The sequence below is a fragment of the Stenotrophomonas sp. SRS1 genome, from assembly GCF_026130205.1.
In the GTDB taxonomy this organism is placed as follows: Bacteria; Pseudomonadota; Gammaproteobacteria; order Xanthomonadales; family Xanthomonadaceae; genus Stenotrophomonas; species Stenotrophomonas rhizophila_B.
Map to the genome: position 1 here is coordinate 843777 of NZ_JAINFD010000001.1, position 25728 is coordinate 869504.

The following is a 25728-nucleotide window of genomic DNA, read 5'->3' on the forward strand; positions in this document are numbered from 1 at the left end:
GATGAGAGGGCCCAAGAGACTCGAGCGGCATGCTGGCGCGGGTACGGTGCCATAATGCGAAACGACCGGATTCAAGTGCAATTCCAGCCATCCATGGCACGCAGCGGCGCCCGATATTTCTTTGGGCATGCAATAATCGGCCTGATCCTAGAGAACTTGATAGCAGCCTTTGCAAGGCCCCTAAGCCATGCATTGCAGGCGCGCCCGGAGCGCTGCCAGCTTAGTGCCATCAGAACCCACCCGTAGAGCGGAGCCTTTCAGCCTTCACTCCGAAAGCGCCGCAGCCCTGCTGCAACTATTTTAAAGAGCCAGTAGCGTATGACAAAGCCGACACTTGACTCCATCCTCACCGCAAAGCAAAAGCTTCAAGATGAGATCCAAGCTCTCGAGGCCCAGGAGGCTCAACTGCGTCAAGAGCAGACGTCTGATGCCCACGGGGAGATCCTGAACCTCATTGCTCAGTACGCTAAGAACTTCAACGCCAAGCAAAGAGCTGAGATTTCCGCGTCACTCGCTGCGAGCAGCGGTCAGCCTCGAAAGAATGCCGGCCCTAAGAAGGCCGTCGCCGCCAAGTATTGGCTGCCCCACACTCAAGAGACTTGGTCAGGCCGGGGGCGTACGCCGAGGTCATTTGCTGCATGGGAAGGCACGGCTGCATACAAAGAGTGGAAGTCCAAGCATCCTGACGAGAAATTCCCCGCTTATCCGGGCTAATAGTCAGCAAAGATCCCCATTGCCGAGGATCTTTTTTGCCAGTGCTTTTCCAAGCCACTTAGAACGTCGGTCGCCGCCCCTTCATCTTATGCTCCCAGTTCCCCGCTTCATCAGTGCGAGCGGGCGGTGGAGCGACATCTCGGTGTGGACTATTTGGCAAGGTTGCCGTGATGGTATCCATGAAGTGCTTGTCCAACACGTCCTTTGCCTCAGTCATGCGTTTCCTAGCTTGGTCAATACGCCACTGCTGGATGGCAGCAATTCGGGGCGAAACATGGGTCTTCGCGCGGTAGACCCGCTGACGAGCACGCGTCGCTGCTTGCGTCTTAGGCTCATCGAGATGCTCCGATAGCTTCGCTTGAGCATCCAAGAGCTCCATTCGCGCCCGATGCGGACGCGCCATCATGTGTGCATATTTCGCCAGGCATCGAGCCAGCACCTCAGTGTCTTCGAAGGTGAACGCTTTGCCTGCGTAGTCATCGACACGCCGGCACAAGATGCTGGCATGGGCAAGTTGGAACTCCGGCTCAATTTGGATACCCGGGATGCTTCGGAGTAGCTCCAATGAGTCCTGAGCAACTTCTCGCTGTGCTTCAAGCCAATCTTCAACGAGCTCCGCTTCTGCATTGAGAACCTCGGCATCGCGTCCTGATGCTCTCGTGATCCGCTGCACTCGACTGAGATGTAGGGTTTGCCGGCTGTATTGATCGAAGCTGCGCGCGGCTATGGGACGGCGATCCAAAAGATGCTCCCTCACCCGCTTAACGACATCACGTGGATGTTCCTCCCCGGCCTGCTGCGGCCTGAGCCCGGCCGCTTTTGCTTGATCGCGCAAGGCAGCGGCGTGGCTATGACTCTCCGGCACGTCCGGATCGTTTATCAGTGCTGCTTGGTGTGCCGAGATGGTGGCAACAAGCTTCATCGCCGCATCTTTGCCGCCAAGGCCCTGGACAGACCAAGTCAGGCGGCTCTTTCGCTCTAGGGCTGTCTTGACCTTCCCATTGTGCCTGCCTGGCGTGCGGGTCAGCTCCCGAGCACGTTCAAAGTTGCCGTTTAATGCCGCTTCTCGCGCCTGGGTCTTCAATTTTCTAGGATCAACCCGCTTTTGGATGCCGGCAATGTCGAGATGCCTGTTGATGGTGGCTGCAATCGCTAAGCGCAGCTCCTTGACGGCATTGCTGCCCTGCCCTTGCCGCCCATCGAACTCAGCAGCTGCGCGCTTGCCAAAGCCTTCTGGACCAACTTGCCTGGCGGACATCAAAAGATGCACATGATGGTTGCGCTGGTCGCCGTTCCGGCTGGGCGTGTGGATCGCCACCAAGACGGCGACCTTATAGCGATCAACCAAGAGCTGCCCCAGGTCCAGAGCCAAGCCCTTCCGTTGTGCTTGATCTAAGCTCTGCGGGAGAGCTACCTCTACTTCGCGGGCGACTAAGGCGTTCTTGCGTGTCTCGGCGGACTCGTTGGCGTTCCAGAACTTTTGCGTGTCCAAGCACCAGGCCGGAGCACCCTTGGGGGCGAGCATCTGGGCGTGATCAACGCCGTGCCGGCGCGAGTAAGAGTGCGACAGCCCGGTCGCCTCGTCGACGAGATCAAATCCAGCGCGATACGCTGCTGCTGCCACTGAGCTATCGCCTTTGCCTCGGCCAAACGACTTCATATGTGAGTGATAAATTGCCACGACTTCTCCTATTCATTTTTGGAGAAGCCAACAAAAGGCCATTTGCATTATTCGTCTAGGCCTTCACAGCAGCGGCGATTTCGTGCGCGAAATCACAGGGTTTTGCCTTGCTTTGTGGACCGCGGAGTGGGACACGAGGAGGCCAACGGCCTCCGCACTGCCGGCAGGCAGCGCACGGAATTTCGAGAATCGAAAATTCCATCAGTGCGCTATTGCCGCCCCCCTTTCAGAACGTAGTTCGCGTTTAGGATGTGCCGCGAGAACATTTCGACAAAAAACCCAAGGGATGCGAAAAAATAAATTAACCAAAGCTGTACGCGGACGTTATTAACCATTTCGAAATCCAGCATACGTGCCGAAGCATCGTCAGCCAATCCGCTCAGAAAATGTACATCACGCACAGCTTGGACGCATCGATGCTCAATGGGCAGAATGCTCGCGAAAGCATGAAAAACAACGTGAGAACACCAGGAGTAGCTATCACATTCGAGCACCCGCTACCTCAGACTGGGTTGAACTTGGAAATCATCGAGGCCCTCCAATAGCTCCCGACTTCGATGCGGCCTAGAGTTTGCAACCTCATCAACATCAACCTGCCGCTTGGTGAGCACGAATTTGCTGCGCTGTTCCCTGATCTCATGGAAGCGAACCTGACGACTGCGCGGGGCAAGTGCCTGAATGACCGCGTACACCACAGCCGAATCACAACGCATGCCAAAGATGACCTCTTGTAGCTCCAAAGGTGATGGCAGCGCGCCTTGCTTTCCGATCAAGCGCCACTCGCGCTCATATGCCCATGGCCGGGCTTTGCGGAGCAGAACGGCTTCATCGACCCTTTGTCTAGCAAGGTCGTCTCCTGCCAGCATTGCAGCGACATCGCTCGCTAGGACGGCCCGACTTCCTCCGTACCGAATTTTTCTGACATCGACTGCACTGTCCGGAACCGAATATCCCAGACATATCCCTCGATGCTGGTCGCCATAGTGGCTCCACATCAGCGGACAGGTCGCGCGTTCCGCCAAGGAAACTATGCCCCTCGTATAAATCCGAAGAAGTTCCTCCTCAATGTCCAGCGCGAGAAGTCGCTGAACCGGATCGCCCCCCTTTAGCTCAGGATCCGTTGAGTAGTAGCGAATGCTAGCAATCCGGTTCTCTGCTGCTTTCAGACTTTGCCGAGCAATGTGGCTAATTGTCTTTGGCCCTTTGTAGCGTATGGCGTTGGCGGCGGATTTCATCTCCTCGTGAACGCGCCCTTCTATGAGCCGCACCAGAATTTCTTCAAGCCCCGCATTGTCTAGATCGGGAGCCAGATTCGGCTTTGCATCCAGCGGATCGTTGAAGGTTCGGGGATCGGCATAGTAGATGTTGTCGTCGACCAACATCGACAGCGTCCAGTTGCTGAAACTCCGATACTTGTAAAGCCGCTTGGGAACCCGGTTGTCGCTTGGCATATATCGTTCCCTGATCTTTGCCTGCATAGGTCAGGCCATTTTACATGGGAGCCGGACCCAGCGTATCGCGCGCGCGGGGACTCGTGTGGTCCGGCATTCGCTCCCTTGCCTCACTGGTATCAGTTCCTTGAAGAGCGGGGCACCTGGGACCTCAAACAGAGATTGCCCGCCCCCAGCTCTGGCCTTACATTCACACTTCTATTAGCGAGATCGAGGTAATCCATCGGCGGACGCCGAGAAGGCTGGGGCCTGGCTCATAAAAGCGGCCGTTCAGGGCGGCCGGACCCTCGATCTCTCTGTGGGGGCAGCTTTCGGAGCACAGACAGGAGACGCAGCTGCCGCGCTGGCTACGTGTATTCAAGAGAGAGGCCTACGCAGCAGTCTCCTGCCCGGGCTCGACTCGGTCCAATGCACGTCTAGGCCAGCGCCTTCGGCCTATCATTGTCAGGTATCTTTTGCCTAAGCTCCCTGATCAAGCCCGCTTGCTCCGAGAAACACGGCGGAGTCCGTTCATTTTTCACTCGTCGGCCCCCTGGAGATTCTTTGCCAGGTAACGCTCGTCCTCCAGTAGCGCTAGCCTGGAGTTCAAATGCCATAGGCATACAATAGAGATTGAAGGAAAGCCAGAGGCAGGGGGCCACATGGCATCGAGGAAGCAATCGGGCGGGGCTTTGATCGTTGGTATCTTGGTCCTGATCGCACTCGTCCCGAAAGAAGTTTGGATCACGCTCGGCGTCGTCACCTTGGTCGGCGGCGTGTTTTACGCCTACTCTCGCTGGCAATCGAATAAGGTGCCCGCCCCGGCGGCAGGCACAGACGACCAGCCGACATTAGCGGAACTGACCCAAACCGCTCCGCGTCGAAAACCTCTGCACTCAACAGTCAACACGCCACCGGGCCCGGATGGTGGGGACATGGGGCCACGCCCCATTGAGCGTGGAACAAAGGCCAGCGGGCGTACGATGGAAGGGAGGACTGTCGGCGACGTCGCCTCATCGACTCGGCAGTTGGTCCAGCCAGACGGGGCGCCGGACGCAACACCCCCGCAAAAAATTGACTTGGGGAACCTCGCGGCTGCGATGACCGCGGTCACTGAAAGACAATCTCAATCGGCAGGGGCCGATCGCGAGGCGATGCGTAGCATTGCTCCGGCCAAGGACACCCTGGGAAACCTCACCATCGCGATGAAGGCTGTCGCCGAGCGCCAGGCTAGGTCCGCCGTCGCTCGCTCTGGATCTTCCGGCAATGAGGATCCCTTGATCATCGTGCCCTCTTTCACTCGGCCTCGCCCCAAAGAAGACCATCAGACGCCCACAGCTTCTGAGACTACAAAAAGCCAAACTCTGCAAGTGACGGGGGCTTCGGCCGTGCCAATTCCCCCACCGCTCCCAGCAGCGCCACCTCAGGCCGTAATGGTCAGCGCAGCACCGGGGCAAGGCGCAAGCCACGACGTACTCCACCGGATAGCGATGCCCAGCGAGGAGCAGCGGAAATTCACCGTGCCCCGTCCGCCCGAGGGTTGGGCAACCACCCGATGGGTCGGTCCTGAGGACAGCATCGAAATTGCGGGCATCACCATCCGGGGTGGCTTGTTCTATACAGGGGTGAAGCTCCCCACCAAATACGGGGGCAATGACCCAAGCTTGGTGAACGCCGTCTTGGCCGTCGCTCCTACGGGGAACTTCCGTGTTCAAACTCTCGGGCACCGGCTGAGCTATGCCGAGTTCTCGCCGATGGAACGACGCGCTTACCTCAGCTGGCTGGCTTCCGATCGGACTGACCCTGAGTGCTCGTACGGTTGTGTACACCTCTTCTTCTACGGCATTGAACGTCGCGTTTTACTGGACGGGGTAACGGATGTCGGCAGCAAGAAGGACTGGCCAGCAATCAAATCGGCACTTCGACAGCTTGATGCGATCTACGGCAGAGCCTACGGGTCTTTGCGTGTTTCCATCAACAGCTTGCTTGACTGGATGGAGCTCGACGCGGCAACAGAAAAGCTCTACTTGCAGCCGCTGCCTTCCTTTGAGCGCAGCATCGATGTGCCTTTCACCATCCGTCTAGCACTCGGTCAGTGTTCGGTAGATCGCGCCCCCATCCCGGGTCCCCTCGCCCTTGCATGGGCAAAACTCAATCCTGCCATCTCCATCCGTACAGCTGCAACGCGCTGTGAGACCGAATTCGACCGGCTCTTTTTAGAACGGTACCGCGAACTCTTTGGCTCAGGGCTCGTCCTTACCAAGAACAAGACCAAGCTGAAATTTGCCAGGCAAGCCGCCTCGCCCGGGCTCTATGGCACGACTCCTGTCACCAAATCCTTTGGCGACATCCCCGATGTCACGGCACTGCGCGCACCACTGAACACCCTTACGTCGATTGTGAATCAGTGCGCCCAGGAGCTCGGAGCGTTTAGCCGACTGATTGGCAAGACGCCCGAGGCAAGAGACACCTTAGATGGATTGCTCTTGCTTCCGCCAAGCATCTGGCCGGAGTCACCTCGGATAGCCCTAGCTAAGCTCTACGCTGACACGGGCGAGGCGACGATCACACTTCCCTTTTCCGACGTGCTTGACCGTCTCGGGGGCCTTTCAGGTGCGCTCGGACGGGAAAAGGTTCGAGATCTGGCGCGGGCTCTGGAATCGGCGCACATTGGCATCGAGCCCAATGTCCTTGAAGGCGCCCGCACACCGGGTATCGATGACCACGTGGTGCTTTTTGCCATGTTGCCCGACCAAACGCACCAGGCGGACACTGACTCCTACCAGACGGCGCTCCTGACGCTACAACTGGCGTCAACGGTTGCGCAATCGGACGGCTCGTTTAGCACCGAAGAACTCGCTCACCTGACTGGGGAGATTGACGCTTGGAGCCACCTCAGTGCCGCGGACCATCGCAGGCTCCGGGCGCATCTTCTCCTCCTGTCGGTCGCCCCCATCAACCTTCCTTCGTTGAAGAAGAAGCTTGATCCGTTGGGTCAAAACACCAAGGAAGCGATCGCCGCAGCCATGGCCAACTTGGCGCAAGTTGACGGCATGGTTTCACCTGAGGAAGTGCGGTTCTTAGAGAAGGTCTACAAGACCTTAGGCGTTGAGCCCAAGCGCGTATTTAGCGATGTGCATGCACCTACTGCGCGCCGAGCAAGTGCCGCACCAGATGCAACAGGATTTCGTCTTGACCCAGAGAGGATTGCAGCACTCCAACGCGACACTGCGAAAGTCTCCGCCCTCTTGGCCAACATCTTTGCCGAAGAGCTCCCTGACCCAGTGGCTCCTCCACCTGGCCTCGCGGTGATCGAGGAAGAGCCAGCGGAAACCGGCTTGATTGGCCTGGACGACGCTCACAGTGCGTTGCTTCGTCTGATGTTGTCCCGCCCCACTTGGACCCGGGCAGAGCTCCAAGATACCGCTTCGGACTTGGAGTTGATGCTTGATGGCGCGTTGGAGCAAATCAACGACGCCTCTTTCGACGCCTATGACCTTCCCTTCTCCGAAGGCGATGACCCTTTCGAGATCAACCCTGAATTCATCGAGAAGATTGAGCAATGAGTAGCCCCATTCGCAGTAAGGACCGGGATGCCGTGGTCCAGTCGCTTCGCGCCGGCGTTGTCCCTCGTGCTGGACAACACCTCATCCAAGTCGGGCGCGCGCGTGAAGTGGAAACCCTTGTGAGCGACATTGATCGCCTCGCCGATGGCGGGTCCTCATTTCGATTGGTCATTGGCGAATATGGCGCTGGTAAAACCTTCTTCCTCAACTTGGTTCGCGCCATTGCGATGGAACGAAAACTGGTGGTGGCCAGCGCTGACCTCAACCCCGACCGGCGCCTCCACGCTTCCGGCGGACAGGCCCGATCGCTTTACGCCGAGCTGATGCGCAATCTCGCGACGCGAACGAAGCCTGAGGGAGGTGCACTGGCCGGTGTGGTGGAGAAATTCATCTCCACCGCAAAGGCCGATGCCAAGGCGCAAGGAGTGCCGACCGAACAAGTCCTCAGAGCCAAGCTCGAACAATTGACCGAGCTTGTGAACGGCTATGACTTTGCCGATGTGATTGCCGCCTACTGCCGAGGCTTTGATGAAGGCAACGAACAACTTAAATCCGATGCGATACGTTGGCTTCGAGGCGAGTTCGCCACCCGCACAGACGCCAGAGCCGCGCTTGGGGTTCGCACTATCGTTGACGATGCCTCTGTCTATGATCAGCTCAAACTGATGGGGCGTTTCGTGCGCTTGGCGGGCTTTAGTGGACTTCTTGTCTGTCTAGATGAGCTCGTCAACCTCTACAAGCTCGCGAACGCACAGGCGCGCAATTCGAACTACGAGCAACTGCTCCGCATGCTCAATGACTCTCTCCAAGGAACGGCGGTTGGCCTTGGCTTTGTCCTGGGTGGGACGCCGGAGTTCCTCATGGACACCAGGCGCGGCGTCTATAGCTATCAGGCCCTGCAAAGCCGCCTGGCGCAAAACACGTTCGCCGGCAACGGGCTTGTCGATTTCAGCGGGCCGGTTGTGCGCCTCTCCAGCCTCACGGCGGAAGACTTCTACGTGCTGCTGACCAAGATCCGTCATGTCTACGCCAGTGGCGATGAAGCGAAGTATTTGCTGCCCAACGAAGCCATCGAACAGTTTATGGCGCACTGCTCCAAGCGCCTTGGCGAGAGCTTCTTCCGCACTCCACGAACCACCATCACCGCCTTCATCAACCTCCTCGCAGTTCTTGAACAAAACCGAGGGGTGACTTGGCAGTCCCTGATCGGCTCGGTGGAAGTCGCGGAAGACCACGGTGGGGACACTGACCTGGATGTGCAGACCGATGACGAGCTAAGCTCGTTTAAGCTCTGATCCCATGAGCCAATCCAGCGCCTTCCACCTCCTTCACCCAGAGATCCAGCGCTACTTGTGGGCGGAGCAATGGGAGGCGCTGCGTGATGTCCAGGAAATGGCCATACCGCTCATCCTTCCAGGTGATCGAGATGTCATCGTGGCGGCGAGCACCGCGTCCGGCAAGACGGAGGCCGCGTTCCTCCCGGCACTGACGCATTTCTTGGAGCGCCCAGCGCCGGGCCTGATCATCTATATCAGCCCCCTGAAAGCGCTCATCAATGACCAGTTCGGCCGCTTGGAACGACTCTGCGAGAACTTGGACATCCCGGTATGGCCATGGCATGGCGATATCGGCGCAACGAGCAAGCAACGATTTTTCAAGAAGCCGCTTGGGGTGTTGTTAATCACACCGGAGTCGCTCGAGGCAATGCTCTGCAACCGTGGCACCGCTGTTGCAGGCATCTTCAAGTCTCTTTCATTCCTCGTGATTGATGAGCTCCATGCCTTCATCGGCACCGAACGCGGCAAGCAGCTTCAATCGTTGATGCATCGCATCGAGCTTGTGGTTGGCCGCATAGTGCCGCGCATTGGGCTTTCGGCGACGTTAGGGGATCTAAGCTCTGCCGCCTGCTTCTTGCGACCCAACGGCCAAGCAGCCATCGTTGATGCACCCGGTACTGGCTCTGAGCTTCAACTTGTTGTCAAAGGCTTCGAGGAGCCGATCCCGCAAGCTGGAAAACAGAGCGGAGACAGCTCCTCCAAGACAATCGCAGCACACCTCTATGCGAACTTGGCCGGCAGCAGCAACCTCGTTTTTCCCAATAGTCGGCGCGAAGTTGAGCGCTACACTTACCTGCTCAATGAGCTGAGCGAAGGTGCCAAGCGGCCGCGTGAGTTCTGGCCTCATCATGGCAGTCTCTCGAAGGAGATCCGGACAGACACAGAGGCCGCGCTCAAACAAAAAGAGCGGCCCGCCACAGCCATTTGCACCAACACTTTGGAGTTGGGAATCGACATTGGCGCCGTGAAGAGCGTCGCCCAGATCGGGGTTCCGCCTTCAGTCGCCAGCTTGCGTCAGAGGATGGGGCGTTCCGGGCGCCGTGAAGGCGAGCCAGCCATTTTGCGTGCATATGTGGTCGAGAACGCGATCGACGCCGAGTCAGATCTCCCAACCCGACTCCGGCTCGGTACCATTCACGCCATTGCGGTCGTGCACTTGCTCATCGAGAAATGGTTTGAGCCACCGATCGTCAACGGGGCGCATATGTCGACGTTGATTCAACAGCTCTTGTCGGCCATTGCCCAGTATGGTGGGCTCCAAGCAGCGCAGGCTTACAGCATGCTCTGCGCCAAGGGTGCTCCCTTCGACGGGATCTCATCGGCCGCGTTCATTGAGCTTCTTCGGCACCTAGGCCAACAAGACGTGCTGATCCAAGACGGATCGGGACTCTTGCTTCACGGCCCTGTGGGCGACAAGATCGTCAACCACTACTCTTTCTACGCCGCTTTTACCGTCGATGAGGAGTTCCGGATCATCGCTGGGGGCAAATCGCTTGGGACACTGCCCATCTCGCAGATGCTCACAGTCGGCCAACGCATCTTGTTTGGCGGGCGCACCTGGCTCGTCGAGGAGATCGATGAGGCCCATAAGACCATCTATGTCGCCCCTTCCAAGGGTGGAACACCACCTTTGTTCAACGGCAGCGGCGGGCGCGTCCATACCAAAATCCGCCAAACGATGCGTGCGCTCTACCGAGGGCAGGTCGAACCGCGCTTTCTCGACGCCACTGCGCAACGCTTCTTAAATGAGGGGCGCGCGACCTACGCGAAGCATGCGTTGGACTCCGCGCTTTTGGTCAATCAGGGCAGCGAGTGGCTGCTGTTGACCTGGCTCGGCGACGATGCAAACGAAGCCATCGCTTGCCTTCTGAACGCCAAAGGCCTCAGGGCGCAGTCAGGAAAACTTGGGGTCGAGATCAAGCGCGGGTCGGAGACCACGGGCGAGATTGCGAAGCTCTTGGCAGAAATCACCTCCCAACCGCTCCCCACCATTGACATGCTGCTGGCTGATGCCAAGAACATGGCAAGTCAAAAATGGGACGGACTCCTGTCCCCGACCCTGCTCAGGAAGTCCTACGCGAGCCTACACTTGAACTTGGACGAAGCAATGGAATGGCTCGGGATAGCCTTCAAGCTTAGCTCCCATTCCAAGCCAACGATGTAAGGCCGGATGCAACCCGCCCCCCCTGGCCGAGATGGCGAGCTACTTCGGCCCGCCTCCTCCGCTCCAAAAACGTGCAAGATTAGAGCGCTCTCCCATAAGCGCGGCCGCACTCGGTACGATGATCCTCTGGGGGCTCGGCACATGGCGATACTGCTGTCTGGTCTAACGTGAAAAAGCCGAGATCCAGAGGAACGGGCGGGCAACTTCGGGTTCGCCGTGGAGTCCCTTATCGAGGGGAAGAGCCACTGATGCAAAAAGTAGCCGCCACGCTCCTGCGAGCAGTCATTGTTTACCTCATCCAAGCCATTGCCTTCGTGCTAGTCAGCTATCTAATCATGCATGTAGCTTATGGTGGCGTGCGTATATCTTTGCTTACTTGGTCTGTCATCGTCGTCGTTGTCTTCACCCTGTTAGGCACCCCCCATTTCATGCGAGCCAGGAAGATTGCCCAAGAGACATTGGCAATTGAGAGCAGCCGCAGAAACGGTGATCCGTAGCTATCAACGTCGGTAAGAACCTGCGCCGCGAATTGCGATACGACGGAGGCGCAACCGCCCGCCGCATCGGTAATGTCCAGCATGGCCCGCGCACTCCGCCGGCCATGTTTGGTTGGCATGGCATGCAACTTGGATGCCGGCGTGACAAGGTCGAGGTCGAGGAAGCCTCATAGTTCGCGCAACGCAATCGACACAATACTCAATGGCACCAGGAATTAACTGATCCAGGGAATTGCTTGACCCGTCCAGGTTTCAATGCTAGGATTTTTTCATACCAGCGACTAGGAGTAGCTCCAGTCAACAGTCTGGTCCCTAGGGCGTTTCATTGATTTACGCATGCCCGGTCGCAGGCTCAGGCCCGACCGGGCATTTCGTATGTGCCGCCCCAAGCGACAATCGGCTACGCTTCACCCCATTGAAACTAGCTCGAGGCAAGCGATCTATGACCCCGCGGCCACTTCATCAACTGTTTGACGCGATGTTTCACGGAAAGTATCAGTTCGATGAATTCCTGGCGCTCAAGCCTGAAGAGCATCGCACCCGCGTTTCTTGGAAGGGCCGCACCATCCACAAGCCCTCCGGCATCCTTAAGAACTTTCACCGATTTCTCCACAGCTTCGTGCTGGAGCACCTCTTGGTCGACGAGAAGGTGTCCTTCGCATACCGCAAGGGGACGACACTGCTCCAAGCAGTGGAACCCCATGCGCAAAGTCGCGCCTTCTTCCAGACAGACCTTGAGCGCTTCTTCGATAGCATTACTTCAGATCTTGTCAGGAATGTACTCAAGCAAGCTGAGGTTGCCGTGGGGGATCTCGACGACCATCTCGAGCATATCCTTGCGCTGCTCACAATCGACGGCAAGCTCCCTATTGGATACTCCACCTCCCCTATTCTAAGCAACGCCTGCCTATCTGGATTTGATGCGCGCCTTTCCTCGATCAGCATTGATCGAGACTGGATCTACACGCGCTACGCTGATGACATCATCATTTCCGCCGATGACCGCACAGCGCTAATTGACGCCGCTGCAGTGATCGAAGAATGCTTGGCTTCGGAGCTTGGAGAAGGATTTACTCTGAATCTCGCCAAGAGCAAGTTGACTACCGTCGGAAGAAAGGTGAAGGTGCTCGGTCGCGTCATACTTCCCACTGGCACTATCGTGATTGATCGCGAAGTCAGGAATCGCATTGAATCGTGGCTCCACTTCTACACCAGTGATCGCCCGAGACTGGCTAAGATCTTCCGAGAAGAACGAAACGAAGAGTGGGAAGAGGGGCTGGAGAGGCTGAGCGGGCTGGTCAGCTACGTTCATGTGGCAGACCCCTCCTATCTCGAGAAGTTGAGAGCGAAGTTCGGAACCACCGTCATCGACAGCGTCCTGCACAGGTCAGCAAAATGAACCGTCTGCGCGTAGACCTTGAATCGATTCAACACGTCAAGAGTATGAGTCTGGACCTTGATCTGTCTTCAACAGGACTTGTCTGCCTGGTCGGTCGTAACGGGGCTGGAAAAACGACACTGGTACGTGCTCTTCGAAATCTTTCCAACGCTGACACCTTCATCAGGACGGCCACTCCCTACGCATTCTCAAGTAAGAGTCGGATCACTTACAAGTCAGGGGACACCCGCGTCACGTTCGCTTACGATGACAAAATTCGCTCACTAAATTGCCGGGACTCCATCCCTCCCGCGCTTCGACAACTGGTCGAAGCCGAGCTCCCATTGCCGTACGGGATGCGCTTCAACTATTTTAGGAGCGCCAGCGAAGCGGACCTAGACATTCGAAAGGCCATTACATTTGGAAAATTCTCACGGCCCGATGAACTAATCGACTTCCTGACAGCAATCTATGGATCGGATCGCTTCTCAACCATGGTGGAAGTCCGCGTCAAAGGGAAAAGCTACTACGCGATAGTTTGCGAGAATGACACCTACATCAGGGAGGATTACTTAAGTTCCGGCGAGTATTTCTTGATCAACCTTTACCGAACCATCAAAGGTTCGGCCAAGCTCCTGGTCATTGATGAGATCGATCTTTCGCTCGACGCCGCTGCACAAGCAAATCTTGCGGGATGGCTCCGAAGTTTCTGCAACCTGTATGGGTGCAAAATACTATTTACCACTCACTCACTCGCACTCATGCACAGGCTTGAGCCTGGTGAACTGTTCTACATGGACGACATCGATGGGAACGTTTCGATAGCGCCAACCTCTTTTAGCTTTGCCAGGGCTAAGATGTTTGGTTTTGCTGGATTCGATCGATGCATTGTGACTGAAGACAAGATGCTGACAGCCTTCATCAGCTACTTGATAGAGGAGCGTTGTGCGCCGTCACTTCTTAGCCACAAGGTCATCTATGTGGGAAGTGGGGCTTTGGTGGGAGCATTAGTTGCCGATAACGAACGTGAGAACTTTCTTGGCCGCCGGGATCAGGTTATTGGTATCGTCGATGGTGACCAGAAAGACGAAAAGTACGTTCAGCGACCCGGCATTCATTTAATACCCCTCAAAAGCATCGAAAAGGATCTTCTCGCAGAAAGCAAGCTCGATCCAGAATTCCCTTTCCATATCCCAAGAATGACTTTTGATAAGGAAAAGAGTTTCATTCGACAGATTTTGAAGCGAAAGATTGCAACGCAAAAAGACATTTTTGCCTACTTAGTCGGCAAAAGACCCGAGGCATTCCAAGACATCGCCACCACTCTGCAGGCCCTCCTCCCGCCATCTCATACAGGATGACGAAGAAGCAACGCCAGCCGACTCGAAGGCAGCATATGCCGTCTGAGCCGAAGTTGCCTGAAAAGGGCTGATTCTCTTTGCCCCAGACGATGATCCAACAGAACTCGCAAGCCAACGCACGATATGTCGTCAAGCCTTTGTGGGGCGGCCCACACGTGATTACGTTGGTTTCTTGTCCAACGTGCACGGATGGAGCAGCCCTTACAAGGAACTGATCGCTGAAGGTGACCCTGAGGAGCAGTATGGCCGTGAAGCGCGCCGTGGCCGAGTGCTGAAAGAAGACCGACGCCACACTGATCGAAGCCTACGGCCTGACCGAGACCTCGCCGGCGGCCTGCATCAACCCGCCGAATCTGGCCGAGTACGACGGCGCGATCGGTCTCCCGATTCCGTCCAACGACGCCTGCGTGAAGGACGGCGGCGGCGTGACCCTGCCGGCCGGCGACAGGGGCGAACTGTGCATCCGCGGCCCGCAGGCAACAGGCACAGCCCGCCAGCCGACTATCAATCAACTGCCACCTTTTTTCCTTGCAGGCATATCGATCTTAAATCGACGCGCGCGCGAGGCAGTTCGCCACTAGGCGTCTGACGGTGTCACTTGTCGCGTCAGCGCTTGGCAGATCGTTTCTTAAGCTCCTGTACGATCGCCCGCTGCTCCGACGCGGGCAGGCGCGTGAACTCTTGAATCAACTCGGCGAGTTCATCGGTCTCAGCGTAGAGATAGGCCACAGACACCCCAAGCGCCTGCGCAAGCTTCTGGGCGGTCTCGCTGTCGCAATCGTGCACCGCGCGTTCGTACCTGTTGATCCGAACCCCGGCCACATCTTCTGGCAGTCCCATCGCCACTCCTAAGGCCTTTTGACTGAGCCCGTTAGCTTGCCGCTGCTCCTTCAAGCGAGCGGCGAATACGACACGGACACTGCGGGCGTTGGGGGCACTCATGCCCCAAGCATGAACGTAAGCTACGTTCGCCGTAAATTACGTTGCCCGTATACTACGTTTATCGTATTCTTGGCCTGGCCGCAACCCCGGGCTCTGGCACAGCCCCATCGCACTGAAAGGACCCGTCATGTTGAAGCTCCGTGTGGCCGTCGTTGGCGTGTTGACCGCCTGCCTTGCCGCTTGCTCTGGAAGCGGCCCATCTCATGACGAACGGCAAAACGCCTTCTTGCAGTACGTTAAAGACAACAGCAACGAAAAAGCGAAGATTCGGGAGTTCCAGAGCGCGGAATGCGCCAAATCTGAGGGCACGCCGAGCTACAACTGCGCGGTGTCGAGCCAGGTGATGGCGATGGATCGCGACTTTGGGAACCAGATGGATGGCGTCTACACCTTCACCGAGGTCGGTGACACCTGGAAGATCACTGGCCGAGTCCAGTAGTCCGCTAATCGCTTAATCGCCCCCCTGCATCCGAGGAGCTCAAATGACTGTCGGCACATTCTTCCTTTTGCTCGTCGTAGGCGCCGGCGCACTTTTCGCCGTAGGCGTGGGCAGGACTCTCAGGTCACGCGGTGACCAAGCAGCATTCGCGGCGGAGTTCGACCATTCCTATTTCCACAGCAACAGCGCCCTGGCGCTGTCTGTGGCGCGTTCCCGAATCAAGCTCCGCACGACTCAGGCAACGAAGATCTATCCGCTGAACGATGTCCGTGCGTGGGAAAAGCACTGGCACAACTCCAAGCGCCAAGGCTCGCTGACGCTTAGCGTTCGCGATGCTGATCACCCCGTGTGGACGATCAAGTTCTACCGGGAGAGTGACATGAATCGCTGGTATGAGCTGTTGAACCAAGCAATCAATGATGGACCGACGCTGTGACAAGTTCGCCATAGCCACTAGCAGGACTTGACGGCAGAGGGCTTTGTGCTAGGAATCAGAGCAAGCCACAACTCGGATTCTTAGCATGAAACAAGACTTGACCCACTCACAGACACTCTTGGACGAACGGGAAGCTCAGCTGCGCCACGCTCACGTGGAAAGCTGGCTTGCCGATCAGCAAGTCGCCGGCTTCGGCCTGGACGAGCATATGGCTAATGCCCTCAGTGCCTATCTTGAGGGCACGGTGGCTCTGCCGGAGCTCTTGACTGAACTTCGCCGCCCTTACCTTCATTGATGTCCAAACCGACCGGTAGAGCGGCAAGGCTGTACGGGATCGCGTCAGCAGCAGTGCCGGCAACCATGGGGAGCGCCCTGGACTGTTCGCCACGCGCCCGCTCAGCCGTGTGGCCCGCTGGGACTGGAAGAAGCTTGCCCTCCTTTCGGTAGCGGCCCAAGAGTTGCTCAAAGCTCGCTTGATCGTCGCCAACGACTCCCTCCCCCCGACGCGTGGCAAGGCGCTCCGCTAGATCCTGGGTCTTACGCTCAACCTGGAGTTCACCTAGACCGAGATGCGCATTGATGCGCTCAGAGATCATCGCTCGAATCCAGAGCACCTCACCGTACCCGTTGATACGCCCGTCCAGCGCTCTCGTCTTAGCAGTGAGGCCAGCGGCCTCCATACGCCTGGTCGTCGCTAAGAGGTGGGCGTAGAAGTAGCGAGGATCGTCCTTGGTTGGCTGGTGGTGGCTGGCTTGTAATGCAAAGCCATACCGGTCGATCAGCGCATGCGAGATGTCGAGAATAAGACTCCACCGTTCGCGATCATCGAGCTCGTGCGGCAAGGCGATGGTGAAGTCGCGGCAGACGGTGCTGTTCCGGCGACGCTCTGCCGCTTCAGCCGCCGCCCATAGGCGCTGCGGGTCATTGGTCCAAGCAGGCGACCCAGCGGGAGCCAAGCAGCACGCCTGAATGATCCCAGCCCGACCTCGGTAGTCATGCTTCGCGCCGGATTTTGGGTCAATAAGCAACCCCCCCCCTCGATAGGCAGCGGCTGCGATCGCCGAATGGCCCTTGGCCCGGCTGTATGTTTTGATGCGTGTGTGTTCGATGGTCATGAAGCTTCCAGTGTCTTAGTCCATTGGTTATGGCTCAAGATTCAGGAAGCGCAATAGCTTGAAATGCACTATTTTTGAACGGTTTTCGTTGCCTAAGAGGGATCCACTCAAGTGGCGCATCCGCTTCGAAAGTATGCCCAAGACTAACGAAAGGCCGAGAAGAATGCCCCTTCCCTGCTGTCTGCTTTACATGGAGATTTGCAGCAGCTCGCGGGCTTTACTCAAACGCGTTCAATGGACGCTAGGAGCCAAGCTGCACCTTCACCTCGCTGGATGCATGAGGGCCTGTCCCTGCATCATGGCCATTTGCAATCGCCCTGTTGCAGCCCGATCAACGGCGCCGATCCAGCTTGGACCAAGACAGCTCACCGGTGAGCTCAGAGAGCGCCTCTTCCTCATCGACGCGCGCACCAAAACGATCAACCTCTCTAGTCGGAAGTTCATCAGCGTCGAACCATAGAAGTGAGGTCGTGGTGTCCGAGCCCGCGAAATGGCGACTGATTTCCGTCAGTTCCAGACTCCTCTCCCAGTTGTCGAACCAGATATCTTGAGCGACTTCGCCGTAACCTACCGCGCTCTTTCCTGCTGCTCGAAGCCCATGGGCTACCGAACCTGACGGAATGGTCGATCTGGGCGAAATCCACGCTCCGGCCTGCCTTAGAGACGTCGAGCGTGCGGCGTATCTGACACCTCCGCGCTCCATCGTCACAAATGCGCAGGGCCGCTCGCTGAGGCTCGCGTAGCGAGATGCTGCGGCTGGGAATGACGTGCCAAAGTGCACAGCCATCTCTTGGACAACTTCAATCGATGGCTCTTCTTTGGGAACGCGCGGAAGCCAGAGCTGATATGGCATCAAGAGCTCGGATGCGAACGTGTCACATGCAATCTCGTTGATGTGTCGCTTGGCATAAGACCAAGCGGGCACCTCTTCATGCGATGAAGGCAATCCAAGCACGATGTGAGCAATCTCGTGGCAGATCGTGAAGCGTTGCCGCTCCCTTGTCTCCTGGCCGTTCACCGTCACGATGCTTCGACCGCTAGCCTTTGTGATCGTAAAGCCGGACTCGCCAACGCCAAGCTCTTCCGTTCGCAGCTTGGCGTTGGCTGCCGCTAGGTAAGGAGACAGATCATCGCGAATCGTCGTCAGATCGATTCGAGCAATGAAGGATCTCGCTTTCTGCCTAACAGCAACCTCGTCCATGGCTACTCGTCCTCGTCGTCATCCTGAAACGCTTTTTGAACTCTGGATATGAGCAGAGCCGGATCTGGCCTTGCTGTGCCCCGGTGCCTCATGCCTGCTGCTGCTGAGAACACTTCGACACTGATTGTCGGGTCTTGTAACACAAACTCAACAAGCTTTGGATCCGCTTCAGGATGATCAACGAGCCACGACACCATTTCCTCATCCCTTTCCCCTGGCTTGAGCACATGCAACAGCTTGTCGACAAGATCGGGGGATGGGCTGGTCTTCTCGCCTGTCTCCAAGCGATAGACATACGCGTGATCGATTGACGAAAGCTGGCCCAATTCGCGCAAAGACATGGTCGCTCGCTCGCGTAGCGTTTTTAAGGCAAGGCCTAAGCCTGTTTGCGGCATTACTTACTCCTGGTCAGCAAGGGGCGCTTTCCACCGTCCCCGCGCCCCGCGGGGAAATTCACAAATGAGACTTGCATCCCGGTTTTGACCCTGCTAGGGTGTTGCCCATCCAGACAACACTTTCGCCTTTCCGGCTTGAGTGATTCACGCTCAGGGTGTTGTCTGGAGGAGCAACAGATTGTGCGCCATCGCTTTTCCCGAGGCAACTGCAATTAGATACACCAACAGTGCTGTTTAACCTGATCAAGGAGCTGTGAAATGGCAGGCAAGAACCAACATGTTGTTCCCCACCAGGACGGTTGGGCGGTCAGGGGCGCTGGCAATCAGCGCGCCACCTCACTGCATGACACTCAGCAGCAGGCCATCGACGCTGCGCGCGAGATTGCACGCAACCAGGAGTCAGAGCTGGTGATCCACCGCCCGAACGGCCAGATCCGGGACAAGGACAGCCACGGCCCCGACTCCTACCCGCCGGAGGGCTAACGGCAATGATCAGCGCCCCTCCTACCTACCATGTGCTCGCCCTCTCTGGGGGCGGGTATCGCGGCCTCTACACCGCCACGGTACTGGCAGAGCTTGAAAAGGTGATGGGCAGGCCGATTGCCTCGCACTTTGACCTGATCTGCGGCACGTCAGCAGGAGGGATGCTGGCCCTGGGCTTGGCGGCGGATATTCCCGCTGCCGAGCTTAAAGGGCTCTTTGAGGACCATGGCAGCAAGATCTTTGGCTGCCGCGGCCTGGGTCGCCGGCTGCTCGGGTTCTGGTTGAAGGCAAAGCACGATTCGGCCGGGCTCAAGGGCGTGCTTCAAGACCGATTTGGCGACACTTTGGTCGGCGACCTTAAACATCGGGTCCTCATTCCTGCGGTGAACTACTCCACCGGCCGCGGTCAGTTCTTCAAGACGCCCCACCACCCCTCCTTTGAGCTCGACCACCACATGTCGGTGGTGGACGTAGCCCTAGCGACCGCAGCTGCACCTGTCTACTTCCCACTCTCGCGCAATAGTCGAGGCGTCTATGCAGACGGTGGGCTTGTTGGTAATGCACCTGGTCTGTTTGGGCTTCATGAGATCAGAACGTTCTTGGCGCCTGACCCACAAGCAATCATCCGCGTGCTGTCCATTGGCACCATGACCATTGGCGCCACCGTTCGCGGCGGGGCGGACCTGGATCGAGGCTTTGGCCGATGGGGTGGAGGATTGTTCGACCTTGTGATCTCTGCCCAAGAATCATCCGTCGACTACATGCTCAAGCAATCACTGGGCAAGCAGTATTACCAGATCGATGACCAGGCTACGCCCGACCAAAGCCGGGACGTTAAGGCCCTTGATCGCGTGTCTATTGGCGCAACCAACACGCTGCGCGATCGCGGCGTCCATGCGGCCCAGAGGGCATTGGGAGATGCAGATTTCCTGCCCTTCCGGAACCATCATGCTCCGAGCCCCATCTTCTATCACGGCCCCAACAAGAATACGCCGGAGACGTCATGCTAGACCTGAGCTCACTGTTCCACACCACTGTTGATGGCAACTCGTGCCTGCGCGAAGCGCTTGATCTCACTCCCGCTCAGCGCTCTGTGATTTCCGACGCTCGTGTTGAGGTTCGGAACTGTCTCCGCGCCGGCATTCCTCGGGTGCTTCGCGAACGCGGCTACACCAAAGATGTCCCGGAACCGCGCTTCTTTACCCAAGGCTCCTGGGCCTACAAGACGATCAATGCCCCGGCGCAGCCGCCCCAACAGGCGGACTTGGATGACGGCTGCTACCTTCCGCTGAGCTTTGTATCTGAGACCAAAAGGCCAAGCATTGCGGCCCGCGTGTTCTTCAATGCCGCGAAGGAAGCCCTTGCACCACTCGCCGATCGTATGGGTTGGGAGCTCACGGAAAAGCCTACGTGCATTCGCATGGTGATCGCCGAGCACGCCCATATCGATGTTCCGCTCTACGCCATTCCTGACGAAGAGTTCACCTCCCTCGCCAAAGCAACGATGGAGCATTACGCCCTTGATTCCATTGCTGAGGCTGCTATCAAGGCCGAGCGTGACGCCTGGTCAGCACTGCCCAAAGACAAGGTTCTCCTTGCGCATGGTGTCGATGATTGGGTTGCCTCTGATCCGCGGCCTATCAAGGCTTGGTTTCTGAACGAGGTCGAGGAAAAGGGTGAGCAATTCCAGCGCGTGGTTCGCTACTTGAAAGCGTTCCGAGACTGGCACTGGCCGACCAAAGGCCCCTCCTCCATTCTGCTCATGGCAGCGGCGGCGCCGTTGTTTGAGAAGCGGGAGCGTCGAGATGACCTTGCACTTCTAGATGTGGTCTCTGCCCTGCCGGATCGACTACGCGACGGCGTTAGCAACCCAGTTGAGTCGTCCGAGTCTTTCACCGCCCGCCTTGGTAAGGACGGGGTTGAAGAGGCCGCCAAGGCGTTTGAAGCCTTGGAGGTTGCCCTGCGCGGCTCGATCGACGCGTCTAACGCCGCGCAAGCATGCTCGTGGCTGCGCAAGGAATTCGGATCGCGCTTCCCCGACGAGCCTGACCGCGTGAAGGTCAGCAGCGTTAAGGCGACCATTTTAGCTACCGCCCCCTCGGCAGGCCCGAGTGAGCTTGTTGGCAGGACGAAGGCTGGATGAAGCGGGCGCGGGCCAGCGAAGTGATTGAAGCCCTCAAAGAAAGGGGCTTCCATTACTCAGGGAAGGATGCTGACGGGTGGTTCACCTTGACCGGTGAGCTCGCCCGGAACGCATCCGAACAAGGTATCCGCTGCGAAGTTGCGCTGGATCCTGACTTCTTTGCACTTCCTCGTGTTCGCTTGCTGGACATTCCGAAACACTTCCCGGCTGCGGTGCCCCACATTGGCGCCTACGGGGATCTTTGCTACCTCGCCCCAGGCTCCATCGTCCTCAACATTTTCGACCCAGTGGGCCAAACGATTGCGTGCTTGGACCAGGCCGACCGTGTGCTTTGCCAAATCACAAAAGGCGAGCTGGTCGAGGATCTTCTGGAGGAATTTTTCGCCTATTGGAATGGACCTAACTGCTTGTTCGACGTCCTCGGAGATATCCCCGGGCGCCAGCACTGCCTGATCGCAGAAGGCGACGACGGCTTGCATTGGTTCATCACCGATAGCGTTGAGCGCACCACAAAGAAGATCGACCTTCTTGGTTTGAAGGTGACTAGAAGCCCACCACCTACGTATCGAATCAAGACGACCGCAATGCCACGCCCCAACCCCCGATCGTGGCCCCCTAAGACCGTCAATGACATCTTGGAGTGGCAAAGTCAGCTTGATCGGAGTTGCCGTCGCAAGATCCATGAACGCATCCAGCTGGGCGAACGAGAGAAGCGGATTTGCATCCTCATCTTCATCGACTCACCGCTCATGACCTACGGATTTGCTGTCATCTATGACCGCAGCAAAGCGAAGGTTAAGCTCGCGGACAGACGAGACACCACCTTTGGCCTCAAAGTGCTGCTCCTGACGGCAATGCGCATCGATGATCAGTACCTGGCTCAGCGCAACATTCCAGGCATGAGGACCCTCGCTGGAAAACGCGTCGGACTGATTGGATGCGGCACAATCGGCGGCTATCTCGCGGAGATGCTCTGCAAGGCGGGCGCTGGCACAGTTGGCGGCAAGTTGACGCTGGTCGACTTTGACAAGTTGCTCCCTCAGAATTTGGGCCGACATCGCCTGGGTTTTTCACATCTGCTGAAAAACAAGGCTGTTGCCATGGTCAATGAACTTCAACGCCTCTCTCCTGGGATTGAAGTTGAGGCCATCCAAAGGGATGCTCGGCAGCTTGTGCTCGATGATTTTGACCTGTTGATCGACGCAACTGGCGAGGAGTCACTGGGCCACTGGCTCTGCGATACGACACCTCGCACCGTTCCCATGATCTCTGCTTGGATTGAGGGCCCGGGGACTGCCGTCCGAGCAATGATCCGGACGGAAGACGTCAGCGCAGGCTGCTATCGATGCCTGTGGCACGGCAACCGGCGGGGTGAACTTCGTTCAGTGGTCGGGGACGTGCCCTTGCTTCTGGCAGGACATGGCTGCGAGGGGCTCTATGTGCCCTTCCCCGCCTCTGTTTCCGTGCAGGCGGCCAGCCTGGCCATGGACTTGGTGCTCGACTGGGTCAATGGCAAATCGTCGCCCACGCTGCGCACCAGAGTTCTGGATACAACCCAAACTGCAGCCGCCGCAGATTGTGACCTTCAACCGGATGCAGAGTGTCCAATATGCCGTTCATGAGTTCCTGGGGCAGCCCCGATCGCAAGATGCTGCTGAGCTTCTCTGCATCCACACTTGACGTGTTCAACAACCACATCCAGCACCGTGACACAGACTGCGAAGCAGGTGGACTGCTGCTGGGGACTGTCCATGGCGTCCACTTGCTGATCGATGAAGCAACGGCACCGACGAAATGGGACAGGCGCTTTCGATATCTGTTCGAACGAACGCCTCTTGGACATGCAGGCATTGCTCTGGCCCGATGGAAGGCAAGTCAAGGCACCGTTCGCTATCTTGGGGAGTGGCATACGCATCCCGAAGATCACCCTACGCCCTCCTCACTGGATCGTTCTGAGTGGCGACGTTTAGCGAACGATCGCAAAGACAATCGCCCCTTGCTAGCGGTGATCGTCGGCCGGAAGAGCCTACGAGTAGAGCTCGTTACGACGCTTGGGCCGGGCTTGGTGCTCCGATCCATCGAGTGAACGACCCCATAAAGCCCCGTCTCATGCTCGACGGGCCCAATGCCCGGCAGTTGAAGCTCAAAAATAATTGACAACCGTGGCCTATTCGCCAGTCGATGACCGCCAATGCGATTCGACGGACCTGATCAAGACGATCTGCGTGCACGATCCTTAAAGTAGGCCTCACGCCTGCCATATCGCTCCTGGTATTGAAGCTCGAAGAGCCGAGATTGATGCACGACCTGCTTCAAGGTGCGGCATCCGTACTTTACTGGCGATTGTCCGGGATCTCGCTCCTGAATGAAAATTTCAGCGTTGGCGATGGATGTCCAACCATCCACGGACAACTCAGACATCGCCTCTCTAAGCAGTCGAACGATGCCTGAACTGGGCCAGTCAACTGAGCCATCGGGGGCAATACCGTTGATCACCAGGTCGCGGAAGACCTCAGACTGGACGAACTCGGCAGCAAGCTGGCGCGCTTGCTCCATGTGCTCAGCCCAGCTACGCAACTGTTCGAAATGATTATCAATACGAGAGTAGGCGGTGAGCAACGCTTGCTCGGCGCGCGCACAGCCCGGCACAGTCCAAATGTCGTGCTGATCAATAAAGTGATGGACCAAGTCGTTTCGGAGCCTTACCAGATCTTTGAGATCCGCTTGGGTCCGCTCAAAGTCCTCAGCGCCCATTTCAAGCCGGAGCTGCATTCGAACCGTTGCGACCTCGCCAGAACCAGGGTCGGGCAGGTCGGTGTCGCGCCCAGAACCATGGACCAGATAGGACCCCACAAGTTTTCCGACCAAGAGCCCCAGGCTCTTTGTTGACGCGTCAGCGATACGAGCGGACCGGATTGCATCCAGGGACGATATGGGTCCACAGATCTCATGGTGCGCCACGATGGCTTTGATCAAGCGCTCGTACTGCTGAATGCGAAGAAGGCAACGGCCCAAGAGCCGCTGCACCTCCCGCTGGGGAACTCGCAGTGGATCAGCGGGTGAAGAGTCAACCATGCAATTCGGCTCCATGCGTATGCAAGACTATCAAGACGGGCTTATCGATTCACAGCCAGCATAAAATCTAGCCGGCGAAGCCCTACTGCTATGCATCTAGATAGATGTCTCCAATCCTAAATTCAACAGCCTCCGAGCGACCGACAGTCCCCTTGATCCACATTGCTCCGCTGGCGACTAGTGCCGTCGCTACACACCTAGGCACAAGGAAAGCTGACACGACACGCTCTAGTTGTTCCAGCACCCGATACTTTGACTATCGAAAAATTCCACAAGCACCGCACCTAAAGCGTCTCGGATGATCGGAAAAACCCGATTACAATAAATTTGGTCTCCGCCATACACTGAGACCGCTACTCGGCGGATACCTGTATCCCGCATCCGCCGCAACAAGTGGATGTCCTGCTCACCCAAGCCCCAGCCATAAATGACGAGCGTCTCGCGCTCGCAACGCAGCACCTCCCGATACACCGTAGAAAGGTAGTAGCTGTTCTTGATTGCAGCCACCTTCTGCTCCGAAATCCCCTCGCTCACAAAAAGCGGCACTACTTCTTCGCTGCGCCAGCGCGTTAGAATCGATTGAAGCAGACCAGCATCGTTGCTGTGGATCTTGAATTCCTGCTCTACGCTGTCGCGGCACAACGACAGATTCCCGTGAGGGTAGAACACTAGTGTTGTAGAACGCTGCCCACGAATAGGCGCTCTCAATCTGCGCCAATCATCTTGAAATAGCCCGCCTGCACCGAAGCAGTCCTTAATGGCATGCTCGTCATCTTGCTCATAGCCATGCATCAGGGCCCAATAGACGATGAGGTCGTAGTTCAGCGACGCAACCGTGTCGAAGTGCTTGAGAAACTGGTAAATCGCAGGCAAGTGTTCCCTGACCTGGTCGAACTCGGGGTGAATTGCTTGCACACTTTGAATGAGACACTCTCGAACCCCCAAGTACGCCTTACGTGTTCGGCTGTCCTCAATGCTCAATGATCGGTTGACATTCGATGCCTGCCATACGATGCGCAGGATCAATTCGAAGTCCGTTGTCTTGAAGAAAGTGAATAGCTGCTCTACATCAGAAGCCATGAGCTTGCTTGAGCTCGCCTCCCCGAGTAGCGATCCATAGGAGAAACTGGAGCTTACTGCAATGCTTGCGCCATTTCCCAGAATGGCGGTTCCTCGATAGTTAGACGCAATGTCCAACCACTGTCGAATCGCGTAGGTCATAGATGCCAGTCCACTGGGGAATTTCCTACATCATTTTTGCTTGCGCTCAGTCCGACATCCGCATCTGGCAAGCATGGAGACGAGAAACGGTAAGACTAGGTCCGTGGCAGGCGAGCTGCCTGGCTAAACACCGGACCAGTCACGCCGCAT

22 protein-coding genes and 1 pseudogene are annotated in these 25728 nt (G+C 57.3%); 14 read left to right on the top strand and 9 right to left on the bottom strand.

What is annotated here, in order from left to right; all coding sequences use genetic code 11:
* Positions 1–318: 318 nt before the first annotated feature.
* Complete coding sequence (locus K4043_RS03720) at positions 319–714, top strand: H-NS family nucleoid-associated regulatory protein (RefSeq protein WP_265308249.1); 396 nt, start codon at positions 319–321, stop codon at positions 712–714.
* A 58-nt stretch (positions 715–772) separates the two neighbouring features.
* On the opposite strand, the gene K4043_RS03725 is transcribed toward K4043_RS03720, so the two are convergent.
* Positions 773–2395, bottom strand: a complete 1623-nt coding sequence (locus K4043_RS03725) for a MobA/MobL family protein (RefSeq protein ID WP_265308250.1) — start codon at positions 2393–2395, stop codon at positions 773–775.
* Positions 2396–2892: 497 nt separating this feature from the next.
* Positions 2893–3846, bottom strand: a complete 954-nt coding sequence (locus tag K4043_RS03730) for a DUF2971 domain-containing protein (RefSeq protein WP_265308251.1) — start codon at positions 3844–3846, stop codon at positions 2893–2895.
* Positions 3847–5258: 1412 nt separating this feature from the next.
* Here K4043_RS03730 and K4043_RS03735 point away from each other — a divergent pair.
* Genes K4043_RS03735 through K4043_RS03745 form a run of 3 tightly spaced genes read left to right on the top strand, consistent with a single transcriptional unit; the run spans position 5259 to position 10892 of the window.
* A complete protein-coding gene (locus tag K4043_RS03735) occupies positions 5259–7391 on the top strand; it encodes a TerB N-terminal domain-containing protein (protein ID WP_265308543.1) in 2133 nt (710 codons plus the stop codon).
* Entirely contained in the window at positions 7388–8686 is a 1299-nt protein-coding gene (locus tag K4043_RS03740; RefSeq protein WP_253133366.1) for an ATP-binding protein, read from the top strand. The genes K4043_RS03735 and K4043_RS03740 overlap by 4 nt, the downstream gene beginning before the upstream one ends.
* A 4-nt stretch (positions 8687–8690) precedes the next feature.
* Positions 8691–10892, top strand: coding sequence for a DEAD/DEAH box helicase (locus K4043_RS03745; protein WP_265308252.1), 2202 nt, complete (start codon positions 8691–8693; stop codon positions 10890–10892).
* A 346-nt stretch (positions 10893–11238) separates the two neighbouring features.
* On the opposite strand, the gene K4043_RS03750 is transcribed toward K4043_RS03745, so the two are convergent.
* Entirely contained in the window at positions 11239–11472 is a 234-nt protein-coding gene (locus K4043_RS03750; RefSeq protein ID WP_146027641.1) for a hypothetical protein, read from the bottom strand.
* Between the two features lie 359 nt (positions 11473–11831).
* Here K4043_RS03750 and K4043_RS03755 point away from each other — a divergent pair, with 359 nt between their 5' ends.
* The 3 genes and pseudogenes from K4043_RS03755 to K4043_RS03765 form a co-directional block, all read left to right on the top strand.
* On the top strand, positions 11832–12788 hold the full coding sequence (locus tag K4043_RS03755) for a reverse transcriptase domain-containing protein (RefSeq protein ID WP_102789651.1): 957 nt from the start codon (positions 11832–11834) through the stop codon (positions 12786–12788).
* Entirely contained in the window at positions 12785–14128 is a 1344-nt protein-coding gene (locus K4043_RS03760) for an ATP-binding protein (RefSeq protein ID WP_265308253.1), read from the top strand. The genes K4043_RS03755 and K4043_RS03760 overlap by 4 nt, the downstream gene beginning before the upstream one ends.
* A 215-nt stretch (positions 14129–14343) precedes the next feature.
* Positions 14344–14604: pseudogene (locus K4043_RS03765) on the top strand (AMP-binding protein); the annotation flags it as partial.
* A gap of 130 nt (positions 14605–14734) precedes the next feature.
* Here the strand turns inward: K4043_RS03765 and K4043_RS03770 are convergent.
* A complete protein-coding gene (locus tag K4043_RS03770) occupies positions 14735–15070 on the bottom strand; it encodes a helix-turn-helix transcriptional regulator (RefSeq protein ID WP_070425396.1) in 336 nt (111 codons plus the stop codon).
* Between the two features lie 127 nt (positions 15071–15197).
* On the opposite strand from K4043_RS03770, the gene K4043_RS03775 reads away from it, so the two are divergent.
* Together K4043_RS03775 and K4043_RS03780 are read left to right on the top strand one after the other, a co-directional pair.
* Positions 15198–15509: a hypothetical protein gene (locus K4043_RS03775; protein ID WP_070425397.1), complete on the top strand. Its 312-nt coding sequence runs from the start codon at positions 15198–15200 to the stop codon at positions 15507–15509.
* A gap of 43 nt (positions 15510–15552) precedes the next feature.
* Complete coding sequence (locus K4043_RS03780; RefSeq protein WP_070425398.1) at positions 15553–15945, top strand: hypothetical protein; 393 nt, start codon at positions 15553–15555, stop codon at positions 15943–15945.
* A gap of 221 nt (positions 15946–16166) precedes the next feature.
* Here K4043_RS03780 and K4043_RS03785 read toward each other — a convergent pair whose 3' ends face one another.
* From K4043_RS03785 to K4043_RS03795, 3 genes are all read right to left on the bottom strand, one after another.
* Positions 16167–17060, bottom strand: coding sequence for a MobA/MobL family protein (locus K4043_RS03785; RefSeq protein WP_265308254.1), 894 nt, complete (start codon positions 17058–17060; stop codon positions 16167–16169).
* 331 nt (positions 17061–17391) lie between these two features.
* On the bottom strand, positions 17392–18261 hold the full coding sequence (locus K4043_RS03790) for an ImmA/IrrE family metallo-endopeptidase (protein WP_102789647.1): 870 nt from the start codon (positions 18259–18261) through the stop codon (positions 17392–17394).
* 2 nt (positions 18262–18263) lie between these two features.
* The gene (locus K4043_RS03795; RefSeq protein WP_070425400.1) at positions 18264–18656 is read right to left on the bottom strand and encodes a helix-turn-helix transcriptional regulator; all 393 of its coding nucleotides are present in this window, start codon (positions 18654–18656) and stop codon (positions 18264–18266) included.
* A 258-nt stretch (positions 18657–18914) separates the two neighbouring features.
* Between K4043_RS03795 and K4043_RS03800 the strand changes: the two genes are divergently transcribed.
* The 5 genes from K4043_RS03800 to K4043_RS03820 are packed head-to-tail and all read left to right on the top strand — an operon-like array spanning position 18915 to position 23368.
* On the top strand, positions 18915–19139 hold the full coding sequence (locus tag K4043_RS03800; RefSeq protein WP_070425401.1) for a DUF2188 domain-containing protein: 225 nt from the start codon (positions 18915–18917) through the stop codon (positions 19137–19139).
* A gap of 8 nt (positions 19140–19147) precedes the next feature.
* Positions 19148–20149 (top strand): CBASS cGAMP-activated phospholipase, encoded by a 1002-nt coding sequence (locus K4043_RS03805; protein ID WP_265308545.1) that lies wholly within the window; start codon positions 19148–19150, stop codon positions 20147–20149.
* Entirely contained in the window at positions 20143–21282 is a 1140-nt protein-coding gene (locus K4043_RS03810) for a cyclic GMP-AMP synthase DncV-like nucleotidyltransferase (protein ID WP_102789646.1), read from the top strand. Before K4043_RS03805 ends, K4043_RS03810 begins: the two co-directional genes overlap by 7 nt.
* A complete protein-coding gene (locus K4043_RS03815; RefSeq protein ID WP_265308255.1) occupies positions 21279–22904 on the top strand; it encodes a ThiF family adenylyltransferase in 1626 nt (541 codons plus the stop codon). Before K4043_RS03810 ends, K4043_RS03815 begins: the two co-directional genes overlap by 4 nt.
* Positions 22892–23368 carry a Mov34/MPN/PAD-1 family protein gene (locus K4043_RS03820; protein WP_083279769.1) on the top strand — a complete coding sequence of 159 codons (477 nt, stop codon included), beginning with the start codon at positions 22892–22894 and terminating at the stop codon, positions 23366–23368. Before K4043_RS03815 ends, K4043_RS03820 begins: the two co-directional genes overlap by 13 nt.
* Before the next feature lie 125 nt (positions 23369–23493).
* Here the strand turns inward: K4043_RS03820 and K4043_RS03825 are convergent, their stop codons facing one another.
* Both K4043_RS03825 and K4043_RS03830 read right to left on the bottom strand, forming a co-directional pair.
* Positions 23494–24258, bottom strand: a complete 765-nt coding sequence (locus K4043_RS03825) for an OST-HTH/LOTUS domain-containing protein (RefSeq protein WP_265308256.1) — start codon at positions 24256–24258, stop codon at positions 23494–23496.
* A gap of 327 nt (positions 24259–24585) precedes the next feature.
* Positions 24586–25578, bottom strand: a complete 993-nt coding sequence (locus K4043_RS03830) for a DUF4917 family protein (RefSeq protein ID WP_102789643.1) — start codon at positions 25576–25578, stop codon at positions 24586–24588.
* Between the last annotated feature and the right edge of the window lie 150 nt (positions 25579–25728).